Source organism: Sulfitobacter alexandrii (assembly GCF_001886735.1).
In the GTDB taxonomy this organism is placed as follows: Bacteria; Pseudomonadota; Alphaproteobacteria; order Rhodobacterales; family Rhodobacteraceae; genus Sulfitobacter; species Sulfitobacter alexandrii.
Window position 1 is genome coordinate 1,402,370 of the sequence record NZ_CP018076.1, and the last position, 17,421, is coordinate 1,419,790.

The window sequence follows — 17,421 nt, forward strand, 5'->3', positions numbered from 1 at the left end:
AGGCTCCTTCAGGCGGTCCAGTGCAGCGGCATGGCCGGATCGAAGACGGTCACGGGGCCGTCCGGTGTGTCGATGTGGGCGGGGAAGTCGGGCGTTTCGCGCACCAGCGTGAGGGTCTCCTCGTTCACCGGCAACCCGTAGAAGGCCGGGCCATGCAGCGACGTGAAGCCTTCGAGCCGGTCGAGCGCGTCCTCCTGCTCGAACACTTCGGCGAGGATCGACAACGTGTTGGGCGCGGTGAAACAGCCTGCACAGCCGCAGGGAAGCAGCTTGTTCGCATCGGTGTGCGGCGCGCTGTCGGTGCCCAGAAAGAAGCGCGGATCGCCACCGGTCGCGGCGCGCCGCAAGGCCAGCCTGTGGCTTTCGCGCTTGGCCACGGGCAGGCAGTAGTAATGCGGGCGAATACCGCCCGCGAGGATGTGGTTGCGATTGATCACCAGATGATGCGTCGTGATCGTCGCGGCGAGGTTCCGGTCCGAGGCCAGGACATAATCCACCGCGTCGGAGGTCGTGATATGCTCCATCACGACGCGCAAATCCGGATGGGCCGTGCGGATCGGATCAAGAACACGGTCGATGAAGGCCGCCTCCCGGTCGAAGATATCGACCGCCGTATCCGTCACCTCGCCGTGGGTACACAGGGGCAGGCCGATTTCGGCCATTTTCTCCAGCACGTGACTGACGCGCGAGAAGTCGGTGACGCCACTGGCGGAGTTGGTGGTGGCACCGGCCGGATAGAGTTTGACCGCGTGGATCAGCCCGTCCGCGTAGGCCTGTGCCACGTCGCCTGCGTCCGTGTTCTCGGTGAGGTACAGCGTCATCAGCGGGGTGAAGGCGGACCCTTCGGGCAGGGCGGCGCGGATGCGGTCGCGGTAGGCTGCGGCATCGGCGCCGGTCACCACGGGAGGCACGAGGTTCGGCATGATGATCGCACGGGCGAAATGCCCCGCGGAGTGAGGCAGCACGGCGCGCAGCATGTCGCCGTCACGCAGGTGCAGGTGCCAGTCATCTGGCCGGCGGATGGTCAGGGTCTGTGTCATGCCGACGCGCTAGCACAACCGCAGGGGCGGGGCCAGTATCCTTTGCGGGGCAGGACGCGGCGGCGCGAGGGCTAGCGGGCCACGCGCGCCTTTTCTATCTGCGCCAGACGGTTCACGAAACGGCGACCGCCGATGCGGTTGGTCACGTTGCGGCACAGCAGTTCCAGCAGCCCTTCGCGATCGTCGTTGTCGAGCGCGTTCATCAGGTTGCGCAGGTAGGGCCGGTAATCGCGCCGGGCGCGATAGAGCCGGGCGAACAGGTCCGAATCGAGGCTGCCGTCCGCCGCCGCTTCGAGCAGGGGCGCCCATTGCTCCATCTCCAGCAGGTCCGTCTGGAGCGCGTCGCCCATGAAGCGCATGCGCAGCTTGGTGACATTGGGCCGGGTGAACAGCGCCGCGTGCATCGCATCCAGCGCCTCGCGCGGATCGTACAGCACGAACGCCCGGTCGGCGGCATCCAGCATGTCGGGGGCATATCCGTAGCGCGAGGTGAAATCCTGCATCCGCATGTCGGTAAACCGCGGATCCCATTCCGTCACGCGCGGATCGAGCGTCGCCTGCGGCTGGATGGCCAGTACGGCAGCGCCCGGAGAGGCGACCGAATAGGCCGAAGCGGCATAGCCGCAAGGCCCCGCGCCGTAGAACAGGACGGTTTCGAATTCGTCGAAGAACCCGTCGTCAATCAGCCTGTCGAAATAGCCGAAGACGGCCCGATCGCGAAACCACGTGTCCCCGTCGCTGGCGAGACACAGGTGGGACCAGTTCCGGTTGCGTACCATCTCCCATCCCAGCGGCTGCGCGAGATCCGACAGGGCGTGCATGCCCTGAATGGTCTCGAAGCTGACAAGCAGCACCGGGTCGCGTTCGATGAAGGCGGCAAAGTGGCGCTTGCCCAGGGGTTCGAAATAGCCGTCCTCCTCGCAGAGGTTCGATACAGCCGCGAGCCAATCGCGTTTGGAAAGGCCCGCAAGGGACGATTGCAGTGTCAGGTTTTCGTCAGCCATTGCTGCATCCTCGATGCCACTTGCCACGCCGGATACGCGGGATTGTGCAGGCAGTAATGCAGGAATGAGGCAGAAATTGGGAGAATTTTCGCGGAATCGGTGCTAGTCGCCCTGGCTCTGCCGCGCGAGGTTGGCGTGATGGATCAGGAACCGCGCCGCCTGTCGGGAAAGCGGTCTGGTCGGTTGGGCCATCATCAGCCGCCCGAAGAGCGCGCGGAAAGGCTCCTGCAGCATCAGTGCCTCGAAACGGGACTTGCGCCATTCCACCGCCGTCTTGTGGAGCCCGCCCAGCGTCGGGTCCGCTTGCAGATCCCGCAGCACCTGATCGCGCCGCGGCGCGATGGCACCGATGCTGGTGTCCTCGTCGGTGTTGAAATTCCGCTCGACGAAGTAGTCGAGCCCGAGCAGGTCGTCGGCATGCACCGCCCGGCCTCGATCCGCCTTGAGCACGTAGGATTCCAGCGCGCCCAGCGGGTAGTGGTTGAGCTGGGCGAGGCCGTAGTTGTCCTGTCCGAAATTGGAAAAGATGCGCTTGGTCTTGAACTGGTCGGGCAGGGGGCGGCCGTGCCCGTCGAACCATCGTGCGTCGGGCAGGCGGTCGGGGTCGGGTGATCTTGGACGATGTACGCCCGGTTTCCGGTAGGTGCCGTCGTTGCGGTACAGGGTCTTGAACATCGCCGCGCGCCAAGGCCAGTGCAGCACGGCGGGTGCGCAGCGGGTAAAGGTTTCGGTCACGGGGGCATCCTGATAGCGGACGTGCCCGCCGGTTCCGAACAGCCGCCACGTGAGGGTGATCGCCGTGGCCTCCGGAAGGGCGGCGTGCAGGTCGGCCAGCGTATGCTCACCTGCATGGATGTTGACGAATTCGTCCACGTCCAGCGGCAGCAGCCAGTTTGCCGCGCGGACGTCTTCCAGCCCGGCCGCCGTCTTGAGCGCGGTGAACTGGATGCCGCCCTTGTCGTAGGGGCCGTCGTTGCGCACGTGCCTGAGCCAGCCCAACCCCTCGAGGTGATCCAGCATGTCGTCGGTCCCGTCATCGCAGTCGTTGGAAAAGACCACGAACCGGTCGATTCCCACGGCGCGGTGATGGGCCAGCCATTCAAGCAAGAAGGCGCCTTCGTTGCGGACGCACAGAAGGGCTGCGTGGGTCACTTACCAGTCCGTGCGGAAACAGACGACCTTGCCCTGCGAGCCGCGGTGGTAATAGGCGAGCCCCGCGTCCATGAAGGCCTTGAAGATCTTGTTGATCCCCTCCGGGCCGATCCACTGGGGATGGGTTTCGAGGATCGCGGCGCGCAGGCCCGACAGGTCCATCTGCGGGATCAGGTCCGCCTCGGCCCCCTCGATGTCGCAGATCAGCACGTTGGGTTTGATGTCTTTCATCACCGTGTTCATGTTCAACACGTCGACCTTGGTGGCGGGCGGGTCCACTTCGCCTTCGAGCACCTGAAGGGACGAGCCGAGCAAGGCGTCACGGACGTAGAAATCCACCGTGCCCTTGCGCGGCCCCAGGATGGCATTGGTCACTTCGGCGTTCCCGACCCCGTTGGCGGCGTGGACGGTCTGGATATAGGGGATGAGGTGCGGATTGGCCTCGAACGAATGGACGGAGGCGATCTTGCGCTTGGTGGCAACCAGCGTGGACATGTATCCGATCCCCGCGCCCAGTTCCATCACCACATCGCCTTCCCGCACGACCCTCAGGGCGGCTTCGGTCTCCTTTGCCTCGTATTGGTTGGTGCGCAGCAGCTTGCGGACGCGGCCCTGAATGATGTCGGGATGCTTGGGAAACCGCATCCCCCGCGACATCACGAATTGCGCATTGGCCGCGCCGCCGGATTTGCGCGGGGGGGTATCGACCGGGTTGCCATCCATCTCAGCTCTCCATGTCGAGCGAGAGCGCATAGGCGACCCGCTCCGTTTCGTTCAGTTTGATCTCAAGCGCCTGGGTGTAGAGATCGCGGAATTCCGGCATGTCGTGCAATTCGGCCGCCTTGGCCTTGTGCCATCTGAACCCCGCTTCGTGGGCGGCGCGCAGAACCTTGTCCTGCATCAGGCGCTCGTATTCCGCCCGAACGCGGGGGATGTTGCGCTTGATCGTGATGTCGCGGAAATCGGACCAGTCCATCCTGATCCAGTAGTTGATCCCGATCGACCGGTCCACGTGCAGGGCCCGGCCACGCTGACGCTTGATCAGAAAGGATTCGGCGGACCGCAGCGCATAGTGGTTGAGCTGGAGAAGGTCGTAGCCGACATTCTTCTTGGAGGACCGCCAGCCGTTGTGGGCGGCGTCGCGGGTCATGTCGCGGCCCGATCCGTTGACCCATTTCACCTTGTCTTCAAAGGGTTGCGCCAGCTTGTTCGGCCGGTGGCAGGACAGTTTAGCGTAGGCGCCGATGTTGCGGAACATGGTCTTGAAGCCCCAGACCGTGTGCGGCTTGGGGCAGTATTTCGGCGCGCAGGTGTCGAACTGGTCGATGACGAAGTCGTCGCGCAGTTCCGTCACACCGTTGTGGCCGAAAAGGCGCCACGTCATCGCGACATTGGTGGCATCGGGCACCGCGGCAAAGAAATCGTCCAGCGTGCCGTTGCCCGTCCGCACGTTCATGAACTCGTCCACGTCGATGTGGATGATCCATTCCGCATTGCGGATCACCGGTTCCTTCAGCGCCTGGTTCAGCGCGTACTGCTGGGGGGAGTTTCCCTTCCAGTTGTCGTTGTTGCGGTGTTCGATCACCCCCATCTCCTGCAGGCGTCCGAGGACCGCGTCGGTGCCGTCGCTGCAGTCGTTGGTGTAGATGAGGAAATTGTCGACCCCGATGGCACGGTGATACGCGATCCACTCGACGATGTAGGGCGCTTCGTTCTTCATGCAGCCGACGATCACGTTGCCGGTCGATCCGGGCGGGAGCGCACGGGGCGGGGCAGGGTCATAGGCCGCGCCCAGCTCTTCCTCGTTCACCGCGCCGAGGTTGTTGTGGGGGCGGAACTGGGTGGAGAGCACCATCTGGTGGTTGACCTTGACCCGGTTCAGCAGGCGGGTGTTCGCGTCCTGCGCCGTCGGGTCGGTATCGTCGCCGGGCAGCAGATCGTCGAATTTGCCGGCCGCTTCCTGCACGGCTGCGGCCTCCGCCTTCTTGCTGGCGACGGGGATCGCGTTCTTCTGGATGCCGAAAGCGAAGGCGGCCAGATACTGGGTCGCACGGAATCCCATGGTCGGGTCGGCTTCCTGCCAATCATTTTCTGGCGGATCCGGTGTCAGCGCGGTCTTCAGGTCCGGAAAACGGTCGACCAGCGCGGCATTGGCGGCGGCGAAATGGCGCGACACCGCGTGCAGGCTTCCCGGTGCGATGGGCGGGCCACCGACGCGGACGTTCATGCGTACTTGCTGGCAAAACTCGCGGTCGATGATGATCTGCCGCGCGCGGGCATAACGGAAAAGCCCCTCGTTCATCTGGCGGATGCGGGTCAGCGATGCGGCGGCTTCCGGCTGGGGGATGCGGTCGGTCTCTGCCTTTCCCAGCCCCCTGACGCCCAGCACGTTCTCCAGCTCCGCCGTCCCGCTGTCGGCGCACAACGTGTCGAGGTCCAGCGGGCGCAGCGTGACCCGGCCCTCGCCGAACACGTCTTCCCAGGTCGACAGCAATGCCGTGTAGTCCAGCCAGAACGGGGGGCACTGCACGTCGTTGAACTGCGCAAGGTAGCTGTCGTTCTCCTGACGCAGGGCCAGGGCCGCCTGCCACCAGTCCGTCTGACCCGCCAGCGCCAGCTCCTGATCCAGGTTGCGACGCCGCCCTTCCAGCACCGCGAGGTTGTAGTGATGCGCGAGGGCGCGGGCCTGTTCGTCGACATGTGCGACGATGTCGATGCGGTCGAAGTGCGGCGACATCAGCGCGTGCAGCCGGGACACCTCGGCAGGAGAAGACAGCAGGCTGCCCAGCTGCGCCGCGGCAAGCACCACGTGATCGCCCTTCATCTCGGGCAGTTCCCTGCTCAGGAGGGTCCGGAACTCCGCCGTCAGCGTCTGCTGGACCAGCGGATTGTCGAGCCCGCGCTTGTGCCGCAGCACGCTGACCTCGTCCGCGTCGGCACATGCGGCGTAAAGACGTACATGGTTCCAGTCGGGCGCGATGACCCCCTGCTTGGCCAGCGCCCCTTCCTTCTCCTTGAACAGGCCCCGCAGCCGCATGGCCGATTTTTCGGAAGGTCCGATGAAGAGCGTCAGCCGCATTCAGCCTGCCTCCTGCGCGGGGCCTTGCCCACGTTGCTCTGCCCCCACCAGGGCAGGTTCAGTCCAAGATACCTGCCGATCCGATCGGGCGCGTCGGCGTCCTCGATGTCGTATTCCATGAAGTTTTCCGCGCCGGCAAAGACACGGCGGCAGAAGGCGTAGTGTCCCTCCATCCAGCGGGCCAGTTCCGCCTCGGAACCGCCGAAGCCGCGCGGCAGCCCCGGTATGTCGGCTTGCGGGAGACGCCGCTTGCCCAGGTTGTTCCAGCGCATCATGCTGTCGGCGGCCCGCGCGGGGTCGCGGGTCGTGAGCAGGAACCGGACGCCGGGATGATGCGTGGCGATGGCGCTGATCAGGCCCCAGTCGGTCTGCGGCCAGAGCGAGCGGTCCTCGCGCACCGCCGACATCTCGTTGATCGCGTCGAATTCATCGAGCCGGGCAAGGGGGTCGCCGGTCGCGAAATAGTCCTCGTAGATCACCTTGCCCACGTGCTGGCGCGGAATGTCCGTGCGGGTGCTCTGACCCGGCCGGATCTTCCAGTCCGCCACGGTCAGACCGGCCTCGCGCAGCGCATCCGTGAGGGTGGTGGTGCCGGTCTTGGGCAGGGCGAGATTGACGACACGCAAGCGGCTCACAGGGTTTCCCCCGGTTGCAGGCCGATCTCTTCGCGCAGGGCGGCTTCGGACGCGGCATAGGGGCTGGCCGGGCGCAGCTGGTCGCGCATCTCGCGGTAGCTGTCCTGCGCCAGCAACGCATCGCGTTTCTCCCGGTGCAGCCGGACCGCCTCGGCGTGCAGGACCGCCACACCGTCGAGCGCCATGAGCCTGTCCATCTCGGCCTCGAGGGCGGGCAGGTAGCGCAGGATGCTGTCATCGAAATATGCGCCGTCGTTGCGCTCCCGCCAGTAAGTGTCGTCGAAAGCGCGGTGCTCGCGGTTCACGTCGCCGCGATCGTTCTTCACCAGATAGCTGTCCAGCGAGCGCAGCGCGTAGTGGTTCAGCGTGGCGAAGGCCCGCGCGCCGCGGGCGGGGAAGGCCCGGATGCGTCGCTTGTTCAGCCGCTTGCGGAACGGCGGCGGCACGGGGCGGCCGGCGCCGTCGGTCCAGCGCGGCCGCTCCTTCGCCTCGTCGTGAAAGGGGCGGTGCGCCCCGTAGTACTCCAGCGGAAAATCCCGTCTTACCAGGCTCTTGACCTCGATCGCGGTCTCGGCGCACCAGATATCGGGATTGTGGCTGCGCAGGAACTGAGAGATCACCGGCGCGTCCGCAAAGGTTTCCAGCCCCCCGTTCGCCATGAACTGGAAGGTGATCGAGATCGCCTTGGGGTTGCCGCAGGCCGCGACCAGCGCCGGGATCGTGTGATCGCCCACGTGGATGTTCAGGAATTCGTCCACGTCCGCGATCCAGACCCAGTCGGCCTGCCGCACCAGCGGGTGCCGCCGCGCCGCCTTGAGCGCCTGCATCTGGTAATTGCGGTTGGTCGCCGGGTTCGGCAGATGCGCGCAAAGGCCATGCGCCGCCAGCCGGTCCAGCAGCAGGTCGGTCGCATCGGTGCAATCGTTGGAATAGAACAGGAAATCGGTCACCCCGATGACCCGGTTGAAGGCGATCCATTCCAGCAGGAAGGGCCCTTCGTTCTTGACGCAGGTGACGGCCGTGATGCCCATGGCCTAGCTGCCCAACGCTGGGGGGGTGTCTGTGGTCTGTCCCATCATCCGCCTCCGGGTGTCGGTGGCAACAGGCCCCGACCCTCGTCATTATTCGACAAAGAGTATGGCAGCGTCACGGAATCGCGTCAATCTGGCGCGTCGATGCAGGACACCGGGTGGCGATACGGCACTTTTTGGCACCTTGACCCGGCAAGGCACAGATGCACCTTTGATGCCAGTTGGGGAGGTTTCATGCACGACATCACATCCATCGATGCGGTCCAGAAAATGCTGGACGCACAGGGCTATGTCTGCGGCAGGCCGCTGGCAACGGTCGTCTTCCTGTCGCTCAAGCTGGGCAGGCCGCTCTTTCTCGAAGGCGAGGCGGGGGTGGGAAAGACCGAGATCGCCAAGGCGCTCGCGGCAGGGCTCGACCGGCGCCTGATCCGCCTGCAGTGTTACGAGGGGCTGGATGCGGCGTCCGCGGTCTACGAATGGAACTTTCCGGCACAGATGATCGCCATCCGCAGCGCCGAGGCTGCGGGTGCCGCGGACGGCCCGGCGCTGACGACGTCGCTGTTCACCGACGACTTCCTGATCGAACGGCCCTTGCTGCAGGCGCTGCGCCCGGACGCGCGGGGCGCGCCGATCCTGCTCATCGACGAGCTGGACAGGACCGACGCCCCCTTCGAGGCGTTCCTGCTCGAGGCGCTGAGCGATTTTCAGGTCACGATTCCCGAAATGGGCACGATCACCGCGCCGGAACCTCCGATCGTGATCCTGACCTCGAACCGCACCCGCGAGGTTCACGACGCGCTGAAGCGCCGCTGCCTCTATCACTGGGTCGACTATCCCGGCTTTGACCGGGAGATGGAGATCCTCTCTGCCCGCGCGCCCGAAGCCGCCGAGGCGCTGAGCCGCGAGGTGGTGGCCTTCGTGCAGCAGCTGCGCACCGAGGACCTGTTCAAGAAACCCGGCGTGGCCGAGACCATCGACTGGGCAAAATGCCTGCTGGCACTGGACGTTCTGACGCTCTCGCCCGAGGTGATCGCCGACACGCTGGGGGCGGTTCTGAAATACCAGGACGATATCGCGAAACTGCAAGGCTCCGAGGCCAAGCGCATCCTTGACCAAGCGCGTGCCAGCCTCGGGCCGGCGTGATCTTCTTTATGCCCGAAATACCTCCGGGGGTCTGGGGGCAGCGCCCCCAGGAAACGGCAGATGCCTGAATACCCGCCGCTCGACCTTCCCGAGGACCCCAAGCTTGCGGGGAACATCACCCATTTCGCGCGCGCCCTGCGCCGGGCGGGCCTGCCCATCGGGCCGGGCCGTGTGATCGACGCCATCCGGGCGGTCGAAGCGGCGGGATTCACCGACCGGCGGGATTTCTACTGGACGCTGCACGCCTGTTTCGTGAACCGGCCCGAGCACCGGCGCGTCTTTGCGCAGCTGTTCCGGCTCTACTGGCGTGACCCGCGCTACCTTGAGCACATGATGGCCGCCATGCTGCCCGCGATCCGCGGCGTTCAGGAGGACCGGCCCGCGCAGGCCGCCGAGAAACGGGCGGCAGAGGCCCTGCTGGACGGCGCGGAGGCCCCACCGGCCGAAGACGCGGAGGAGCCGCGCGACGAGGACGCGCTGATCGAGGTCGACGCCAGCCTGACCATGTCCGCTTCGGAGCGGCTCAAGACGCTGGATTTCGAGCAGATGAGCCTCGCCGAGATGGCCGAGGCGAAACGGATGCTTGCACGGCTGAAGCTGCCGGTGAAACCGATCCCTTCGCGGCGTGCGATGGCATCGCAGCGGGGGCGGATCGACCCTGCCCGCAGCCTCAGGGCCGCGCTGCGGCGGGGGGGCGAGATGGACAGGCTGGCCTACCGGACGCCGCGACCGCGCTACCCCAACCTCGTGGTGCTGTGCGACATCTCCGGCTCGATGAGCCAGTATTCCCGCGTGATCCTGCAATTCCTCCACGCGGTCAGCAACGCGCGTGGCGCCGGATGGGCACAGGTGCATGCCTTTACCTTCGGCACCCGGCTGACCAACATCACCCGCCATCTCGCGACCCGCGACGTCGATGCGGCACTTGCTGCCGCCGGGGCCGAAGCGCAGGACTGGGAAGGGGGCACGCGCATCGGTGCCTGCCTCGAGGCCTTCAACCGCGACTGGTCGCGGCGGGTCATGGGGCAGGGGGCTGTCGTCCTTCTGATCACCGACGGGCTGGACCGCGACGCGCCCGAGGACCTCGCACGCCAGATGCAGCGTCTGCACCTGACCGCCCGGCGGCTGATCTGGCTGAATCCCCTGCTGCGGTGGGACGGTTTCGCGCCCAAGGCCGCGGGAATCCGCGCGATGCTGCCCCATGTGGACAGCTTCCGCGCCGGTCACTCGATCGCGTCACTGGAAGAACTGGCGGCGGTGATATCCAGACCCGACGACACCGGCGAGAAGACCCGCCTAATGGGGGCGTTGGAAGCCTGAGCGCCCGCGGCGCGCCGCCCTGTCGCGGCACGCCGTCGGCCCGCGCCGCGGGATCAGGCGAATGTTGCGGCGAAGGTCTTGCGATAGAGGTCCGACAGGTCGGCCAAGGGGGCCGAAACGCCGCCGAAACTGACATCGCTGCCGCCGAACTTGCCGACGCTGACCAATGTCACGCCCGCGCGGGCCGCCGCGATCATCAGCGCCTCGGCCTGGTCGAAGTTGCAGGCGATCAGGTAGCGGGCCTGGTCCTCTCCGAAAAGCGTCGGGGTGTCGGCCGCGTCGAGGGTGACGCCGACGCCGGATTTCTCCGCCAGTTCGAACGCGGCCAGGGCGAGCCCGCCATCGCTGAGGTCGGTACAGGCCTTGATGTTCGCGCGGTTGGCGCGGATGAAATCGCCATGGGCCTTCTCGGCCGCCAGATCCACCGCCGGGGCATCGCCCTCGACCCGGCCAAAGACGCGCGCCAGCACGGCAGACTGGCCGAGGTGGCCGGTCGTCTCTCCGAGCATCAGGGCGACATGGCCGTCGCGGACCTCGCAGCCGATTATCTCGTCCGGGTGGGAAATGAGACCGACCGCGCCGATGGTGGGGGTCGGCAGGATCGCGGTGCCGTCGGTTTCGTTGTAGAGCGACACGTTACCCGAGACGATGGGCATGTCCAGCGCCTCGACCGCGGCGCCGATCCCTTGGATCGCCCCCACGAACTGACCCATGATCGCCGGCTTCTCGGGGTTGCCGAAGTTCATGTTGTCGGTGGTTGCCAACGGGGTGGCGCCGACTGCGGTCAGGTTGCGGTAGGCCTCCGCGACCGCCTGCTTTCCGCCTTCTACCGGGTTCGCCTTGACGTAGCGCGGGGTGACATCCGAGGTGAAGGCGATGGACTTGTCGGTGCCGTGTACGCGAATGATCCCCGCGCCCAGACCCGGCGTGCGGGCGGTGTCGCCCATCACCATGGTGTCGTATTGCTCGTAGACCCACGCCTTGGAGGCGTAGTTCGGATCGGACAGCAGGGCGCGCAGACCGTCGATCGGATCGACGCCGGGAACGTCGGTAAGCGGCTCGGCCGCCGGGGTCTCCTCCCACGGGCGGTCGTATTCGGGAGCGGTAGAGGCGAGTTTGCTCAGCGGCAGGTCCGCCTTGACCTCTCCGTTGAGTGTGATGAGGAAACGGTCCTCGGCGATCGTTTCGCCTATGATGGCGAAGTCCAGATCCCATTTCTCGAAAACCGCGCGCGCCTCGGCCTCGAGCTCGGGTTTGAGCACCATCAGCATCCGTTCCTGGGATTCGGACAGCATCATTTCATAGGCGGTCATGTTCGCTTCGCGCTGGGGGACGGCTTCGAGGTTCAGGCGCACGCCCAGACCGCCCTTGTCGCCCATTTCAACCGCCGAGCAGGTCAGGCCCGCTGCGCCCATGTCCTGAATGGAGATCACGGCACCCGTCGCCATCAGCTCAAGCGTCGCCTCCATCAGCCGTTTTTCGGTAAAGGGGTCGCCGACCTGCACGGTGGGGCGCTTTTCCTCGATGGTGTCGTCGAACTCGGCCGATGCCATCGTTGCCCCGCCGACGCCGTCGCGGCCCGTCTTGGCACCGAGGTAGACGACCGGCATGCCCACGCCCGAGGCCGCTGAGTAGAAGATCTTGTCCGCATCCGCGAGCCCGGCGGCAAAGGCGTTGACCAGGCAGTTGCCGTCGTAGGCCGCGTCGAAACGGACTTCGCCGCCCACGGTGGGCACGCCGAAGCAGTTGCCGTAGCCGCCGACACCGGCCACGACGCCGTGCACCAGTTGGCGTGTCTTGGGGTGGTCGGGCCGGCCGAAGCTGAGCGAGTTCATCGCGGCGATGGGACGCGCGCCCATGGTGAAGACATCACGCAGGATGCCGCCGACCCCGGTGGCTGCCCCCTGGTAGGGCTCGATGTAGGACGGGTGGTTGTGGCTTTCCATCTTGAAGACCAGCGCCTGCCCATCGCCGATGTCCACGACACCGGCATTCTCGCCGGGGCCGCAGATGACCTGCGGGCCTGTCGTGGGCAGGGTACGGAGCCATTTCTTGGAGGACTTGTAGGAACAATGTTCGTTCCACATGGCCGAGAAGATGCCCATCTCGGTGTAGTTGGGGGCACGCCCGAGAATCTTGTTCACCTCTGCGAATTCGTCGGGCGTGAACCCGTGCGCTTTGATGATCTCTGGCGTGATCTCAGGTTCGGTCATGTGATGGTATCCCCGGTGGCGTCGCTGCGCCCGTCTTAATTCAACCGGGGTGAGGGGAAAAGGGCAAAGCGGCCCGACCGGCGTCGCCGGGTGGCGCAGCGGGCGATCCTGCCTCGGACCGTGTGACGGGCAAAAAAAAAGGCCGAGCACGAAGCTCGGCCCAAGTCCAACAGGGAGGTATGAAGCGAAGTGCCAGAAACGTGTTCGAAGCGCTTCAATCTTCATACCGCCCAATTAGGCAGCAGCGTGCATCGGATCAAGTCGGATCTGCGATTCCGACAGCATGCCGGGTATGCGCTTGGCGCATGGCTCAGGCGTTTTCCTTGTCACGCATGCGCTTACGGTAGGTGATGATCTCGTCCTGCACGAAGTCACGGAAGGCGGCGACCCGCTTGGACTGCCGAAGTTCCTCGGGGTAGGCGAGGAAGACCGGCACATCCGCCGACTCGGTATCCGGCAGCACCTGCACCAGATTGGGGAAATCCTGCACAAGGTAGTCGGGCAGGACGCCGATCCCGAGGTCGTGCAGCACGCCTTGCAGCACACCGAAGTAGTTGTTCACCGTGAGCAGCGACCGCACGTCGTTCAGCATGATCTGCTGGACAAGGTTCTGGCCGGCGGCCACCTGGGCGCTGTCGGTGTTCTGGCAGATCAGCCGGTGGTCCTGAATGTCCTCGAGCCGTTTGGGCGTCCCGCTGGCGGCGAGATAGGCCGGCGTCGCGTAGAGACACATGCGGATCATCATCAGCTTCTTGCGGATCAGGTCCGCCTGGCTGGGTTCCTTCATGCGGATCGCCACGTCCGCCTCGCGCATCGGCAGGTCGAGCACCCGCTCCTCCAGCATGAGGTCCACCGACAGGTCCGGATACTTCTCGTAGAGTTTGGGCATCCGCGGCGCCAGCCAGAGCGTGCCGAAGGCGGTGGTGGTGGTCACCCGCAGCTGGCCGAAGACTTCTTCCTCGCTGTCGCGGATGCGGGCGGTGGCGGCATCGACCCGCTTCGTCATCGAGCGGGTCGCGTCAAAGAGCAATTCGCCCTGTTCGGTAAGGATCAGGCCCCGTGCATGGCGGTGAAAGAGGTTGGTGTTGAGCTGTTCCTCGAGCCCGCGGATCTGGCGGCTGACGGCGGATTGCGACAGGTTCAGCTTGTCACCCGCATGGGTGAGCGACCCCGCATCGGCCACGGCGTGAAAGATTCTGAGTTTGTCCCAATCCATGATCGGCGCTTTCGTTGGCTTTGGCTGTCTCTATCCTAAATAGACATAAGATAAAGTCGCTGGGTGGGATTAATGCCAGTATTCCCACAAAAATTACCTATACAGGTCAGCATAGATGACCTATATATCCCGTATGAAGCGAGACATACGCCCGGGGAGGACGCCATGACCACGCAGAAGATTTCACTCAACGATCGGTTCGACCTGGAGAAAAGCCCGGTGTTGCTGAACGGCACGCAGGCTCTGGTCCGGATGATGTTGATGCAGTCGGCACGGGACAAGGCGGCGGGGTTGAATACCGCGGGCTACGTGACGGGATACCGTGGCAGCCCCCTGGGGGCCGTGGACCTTCAGATGGCCCGGGCCGAGAGGGTCCTCACCGAACATCGCGTGCGGTTCGAGCCGGGCCTGAACGAGGATCTCGCGGCCACCGCATTATGGGGCTCGCAGCAGGCGGAACTGCGCGGCGAAGGCCTGTATGACGGGGTGTTCGGTCTCTGGTATGGCAAGGGGCCGGGTGTGGACCGTTCGGGCGACGTGATGCGTCACGCCAACATGGCGGGCACGAGCAGGCACGGCGGCGTCCTGATGGCCATGGGCGACGACCATACCGGCGAATCCTCTACCGTGCTGCACCAGTCAGAATGGGCCATGGTGGACGCCTACATGCCTGTCGTCAGCCCGGCGGGCGTTCAGGAGATTCTCGACTACGGCATCTACGGCTGGGCGCTGAGCCGCTTTTCCGGGCTCTGGGTCGGCCTCAAGACGATGAAGGACACCGTGGAGGCCACCAGCGTGGTCGACGGCGACCCGCAGCGGATGCAGATCGTGGTGCCCGAGTTCGAGATGCCCGAGGGCGGGCTGAACATCCGGCTTCAGGACACCCCGCACCTGCAGGAAGCGCGGATGATCGACTACAAGCGTTTCGCGGCGGAGGCGTTTTCGCACGCCAACAAGATGGACAAGCGGATGTGGGGCAAGCGCGGCGCCAAGATCGGTTTCGTCGCGGCGGGCAAGAACTGGCTCGACCTCGTTCACGCCATGAGCCTGCTGAACATCGACGAGGCCGAAGCGGAGCGCCTCGGTCTCACGCTGTACAAGGTCGGGCAGACCTTCCCGCTGGACATGCACGGCTTCCACGACTGGGCCGAAGGGTTGGACCTGATCGTCGTGGTCGAGGAAAAGCGCAAGCTGGTCGAGATCCAGATCAAGGAGGCGCTGTTCAACGACAGCCACCGGCGCGTCTATGGGTGGCACAAGTCCGGGGCGGGCATGGAGCACGGTGAAGAGCTGTTCCCGACACGCGGCGCGCTGGACCCGATCTGGATCGCCGAGAAACTGGGCGGCATCCTGCTGGAGGAGGGGCGCGACACCGACGGCATCCGCGCCGGCATGGAGGCGCTGGACGATGCGCGGCGGGCCGACAACGCCGAGGACATCGCGGCGCGGTTGCCCTACTTCTGCTCGGGATGTCCGCACAACACCTCGACCAAGCTTCCCGAGGGCGCCCGCGCTTATGCGGGCATCGGTTGCCACTACATGGTCCAGTGGATGGACCGCGAGACGACGGGCTTCACCCACATGGGGGGTGAAGGGGCGAACTGGATCGGGGAGGCCCCGTTTTCCAAGCGCAAGCACGTGTTCCAGAACCTCGGCGACGGGACCTACAACCACTCCGGCGTGCAGGCGATCAGGGCGGCCATTGCCGCGGGCACGAACATCACGTTCAAGATCCTCTACAACGATGCCGTCGCCATGACCGGCGGCCAGCACAACGAGGGCGACCTCGACGCCCCGCGCATCGTGGCCGAGCTGCGCGCGATGGGGGTCAGGGAACTCGCGGTTGTCTACGACGAGAAGGAGGACGTGGACTTTGCCGCCTTCAAGGGCGTGCCGTTGCATGAACGTGCGGAGCTGATGAACGTACAGAAGAAGTTCGAGCAGGTGGAGGGCGTCAGCGCGATCGTCTACATCCAGACCTGCGCGGCCGAGAAACGCCGCCGCCGCAAGCGCGGACTTTTCCCGGACCCGGACAAGCGCGTCTTCATCAACACCGATGTCTGCGAGGGCTGCGGTGACTGCGGCGTGCAGTCCAACTGCGTGTCCATCGTGCCGCAGGAGACCGAGCTGGGCCGCAAGCGGGCCATCGACCAATCGTCCTGCAACAAGGATTTCTCCTGTCTCAAGGGGTTCTGCCCTTCTTTCGTGACGCTGGAGGGGGCGCAGGTGCGCAAGGATCCGACCACGAAGATCGACATACCCGATCTGCCCGCGCCCGATCTGCCCAAGATCACCGGCACCCATAACGTCGTCATCACCGGCGTGGGTGGGACGGGGGTCGTCACCATCGGCGCCGTGCTGGCGCAGGCGGCCCAGCTCGACGGCAAGGGAGCGGGCATGATGGAAATGGCCGGTCTGGCGCAGAAAGGCGGCGCGGTGCACATCCACTGTCGCATCGCCGAACGACCCGAGGACATCAGCGCGATCCGCGTCGCCACCGGCGAGGCACATGCCTTGATCGGAGGAGACCTCGTGGTGTCCGCAGGCAACAAGACGCTGGGCCTGACACGGGCAGGGCGGACCGGCGCGGTGGTCAATTCGCATCAGATCATCACCGGCGAATTCACCCGCGACACCGAATTCAACATGCCCTACGACCGTCTTTCGCTGGCGCTCGAAGCGCGGCTGAAGGAGGACGTATCGTTGTTCGATGCCTCGGATCTGGCCAAGGCCGCGCTGGGCGACAGCATCTATTCCAACATGATGGTCTTTGGCGGCGCCTGGCAGAAGGGGCTGATCCCGCTGAGCCTGCAAAGCATAGAGGATGCCATCCGCCTGAACGGGGCCGCCGTCGAACGCAACCTGCGCGCCTTCGAGATCGGGCGTTGGGCGGTGCTGCATCCCGAGGACGCGGCCGCTGTCACCAAGCCGAAGGTCGTGTCGCTGCCGAAATCGCTGGAGGACCGGATCGCCTACCGCAAGGAGCACCTGACCGGTTACCAGTCGCGGGGGCTGGCCAAGCGCTATGCCAGGATGCTCGAGGGGATCGAGGATGCGAAGCTGCGGGAGGCGGTCGCGCTGGGCTATCACAAGCTGCTGTCCTACAAGGACGAATACGAGGTCGCCCGCCTGCTGCTGCGCAGCCACGACAAGGCGTCGGCGGAGTTCGAAGGCGATTTCAAGATGACGTTCCACATGGCGCCTCCGATCATCTCGAAGGAGGGGCCGGATGGACGTCCGGTCAAGCGGGAGTTCGGCCAGTGGCTTCAGGGGCCGCTGCGTGTCATGGCGGGGATGAAGCGTCTGCGCGGCACCCCGCTGGACATTTTCGGATACTCGGCCGAGCGCAAGATGGAACGCGCGCTGATCAAGCAGTACGAGGCCGACATGGCCGAGGTGCTGCCGAAGCTGACGGACCGGACCCGAGACGCCATCGTCGCGCTGGCGGAGTTGCCCCTGCAGATCCGGGGCTTCGGCCCGGTGAAGCAAACGAACGAGGCCAAGGCGGCCAAGCGGCGCGAGGAACTGCTGGCGGTGATCCGCGCGGGCGGTGCCGAAACCGCCAAGGCCGCGGAGTAGCTGTAACGC

The 17,421-nt window shown here is 65.5% G+C and carries 12 protein-coding genes; 3 read left to right on the forward strand and 9 right to left on the reverse strand.

What is annotated here, in order from left to right; translation table 11 throughout:
- Positions 1–8 precede the first annotated feature (8 nt).
- The 7 genes from pyrC to BOO69_RS06825 form a co-directional block, all read right to left on the reverse strand.
- The gene (pyrC, locus tag BOO69_RS06795; protein ID WP_071971468.1) at positions 9–1,040 is read right to left on the reverse strand and encodes a dihydroorotase; all 1,032 of its coding nucleotides are present in this window, start codon (positions 1,038–1,040) and stop codon (positions 9–11) included.
- A gap of 71 nt (positions 1,041–1,111) precedes the next feature.
- Positions 1,112–2,044: a phosphoadenosine phosphosulfate reductase gene (locus BOO69_RS06800; protein ID WP_071971470.1), complete on the reverse strand. Its 933-nt coding sequence runs from the start codon at positions 2,042–2,044 to the stop codon at positions 1,112–1,114.
- Between the two features lie 102 nt (positions 2,045–2,146).
- On the reverse strand, positions 2,147–3,196 hold the full coding sequence (locus BOO69_RS06805) for a glycosyltransferase family 2 protein (RefSeq protein WP_071971472.1): 1,050 nt from the start codon (positions 3,194–3,196) through the stop codon (positions 2,147–2,149).
- Positions 3,197–3,919: an FkbM family methyltransferase gene (locus tag BOO69_RS06810; RefSeq protein ID WP_237267582.1), complete on the reverse strand. Its 723-nt coding sequence runs from the start codon at positions 3,917–3,919 to the stop codon at positions 3,197–3,199. It abuts the gene before it with no gap.
- Position 3,920: 1 nt separating this feature from the next.
- Positions 3,921–6,275: a glycosyltransferase family 2 protein gene (locus tag BOO69_RS06815; RefSeq protein ID WP_071971474.1), complete on the reverse strand. Its 2,355-nt coding sequence runs from the start codon at positions 6,273–6,275 to the stop codon at positions 3,921–3,923.
- On the reverse strand, positions 6,266–6,910 hold the full coding sequence (locus BOO69_RS06820; protein WP_071971476.1) for a sulfotransferase family protein: 645 nt from the start codon (positions 6,908–6,910) through the stop codon (positions 6,266–6,268). The genes BOO69_RS06815 and BOO69_RS06820 overlap by 10 nt, the downstream gene beginning before the upstream one ends.
- Complete coding sequence (locus BOO69_RS06825) at positions 6,907–7,941, reverse strand: glycosyltransferase family 2 protein (RefSeq protein WP_071971478.1); 1,035 nt, start codon at positions 7,939–7,941, stop codon at positions 6,907–6,909. The genes BOO69_RS06820 and BOO69_RS06825 overlap by 4 nt, the downstream gene beginning before the upstream one ends.
- 234 nt (positions 7,942–8,175) lie before the next feature.
- Here BOO69_RS06825 and BOO69_RS06830 point away from each other — a divergent pair, with 234 nt between their 5' ends.
- Positions 8,176–9,084, forward strand: coding sequence for an AAA family ATPase (locus BOO69_RS06830; protein WP_071971480.1), 909 nt, complete (start codon positions 8,176–8,178; stop codon positions 9,082–9,084).
- Between the two features lie 60 nt (positions 9,085–9,144).
- Positions 9,145–10,404 carry a vWA domain-containing protein gene (locus tag BOO69_RS06835; protein ID WP_071971482.1) on the forward strand — a complete coding sequence of 420 codons (1,260 nt, stop codon included), beginning with the start codon at positions 9,145–9,147 and terminating at the stop codon, positions 10,402–10,404.
- Between the two features lie 53 nt (positions 10,405–10,457).
- Here the strand turns inward: BOO69_RS06835 and purL are convergent, their stop codons facing one another.
- Complete coding sequence (purL, locus tag BOO69_RS06840; RefSeq protein WP_071971484.1) at positions 10,458–12,617, reverse strand: phosphoribosylformylglycinamidine synthase subunit PurL; 2,160 nt, start codon at positions 12,615–12,617, stop codon at positions 10,458–10,460.
- Positions 12,618–12,927: 310 nt separating this feature from the next.
- Positions 12,928–13,833, reverse strand: a complete 906-nt coding sequence (locus BOO69_RS06845; protein ID WP_071971487.1) for a LysR family transcriptional regulator — start codon at positions 13,831–13,833, stop codon at positions 12,928–12,930.
- A 165-nt stretch (positions 13,834–13,998) separates the two neighbouring features.
- On the opposite strand from BOO69_RS06845, the gene BOO69_RS06850 reads away from it, so the two are divergent.
- On the forward strand, positions 13,999–17,412 hold the full coding sequence (locus tag BOO69_RS06850) for an indolepyruvate ferredoxin oxidoreductase family protein (RefSeq protein WP_071971489.1): 3,414 nt from the start codon (positions 13,999–14,001) through the stop codon (positions 17,410–17,412).
- The last annotated feature ends 9 nt before the right edge of the window (positions 17,413–17,421 follow it).

Excerpts from the sequence above, each read along its gene's own strand:
- pyrC (WP_071971468.1), bottom strand. The coding sequence starts at position 1,040 with ATGACACAGACCCTGACCATCCGCCGGCCAGATGACTGGCACCTGCAC.
- BOO69_RS06800 (WP_071971470.1), bottom strand. The coding sequence starts at position 2,044 with ATGGCTGACGAAAACCTGACACTGCAATCGTCCCTTGCGGGCCTTTCC.
- BOO69_RS06810 (WP_237267582.1), bottom strand. The coding sequence starts at position 3,919 with ATGGATGGCAACCCGGTCGATACCCCCCCGCGCAAATCCGGCGGCGCG.
- BOO69_RS06815 (WP_071971474.1), bottom strand. The coding sequence starts at position 6,275 with ATGCGGCTGACGCTCTTCATCGGACCTTCCGAAAAATCGGCCATGCGG.
- BOO69_RS06825 (WP_071971478.1), bottom strand. The coding sequence starts at position 7,941 with ATGGGCATCACGGCCGTCACCTGCGTCAAGAACGAAGGGCCCTTCCTG.
- BOO69_RS06830 (WP_071971480.1), top strand. The coding sequence starts at position 8,176 with ATGCACGACATCACATCCATCGATGCGGTCCAGAAAATGCTGGACGCA.
- BOO69_RS06835 (WP_071971482.1), top strand. The coding sequence starts at position 9,145 with ATGCCTGAATACCCGCCGCTCGACCTTCCCGAGGACCCCAAGCTTGCG.
- purL (WP_071971484.1), bottom strand. The coding sequence starts at position 12,617 with ATGACCGAACCTGAGATCACGCCAGAGATCATCAAAGCGCACGGGTTC.
- BOO69_RS06845 (WP_071971487.1), bottom strand. The coding sequence starts at position 13,833 with ATGGATTGGGACAAACTCAGAATCTTTCACGCCGTGGCCGATGCGGGG.
- BOO69_RS06850 (WP_071971489.1), top strand. The coding sequence starts at position 13,999 with ATGACCACGCAGAAGATTTCACTCAACGATCGGTTCGACCTGGAGAAA.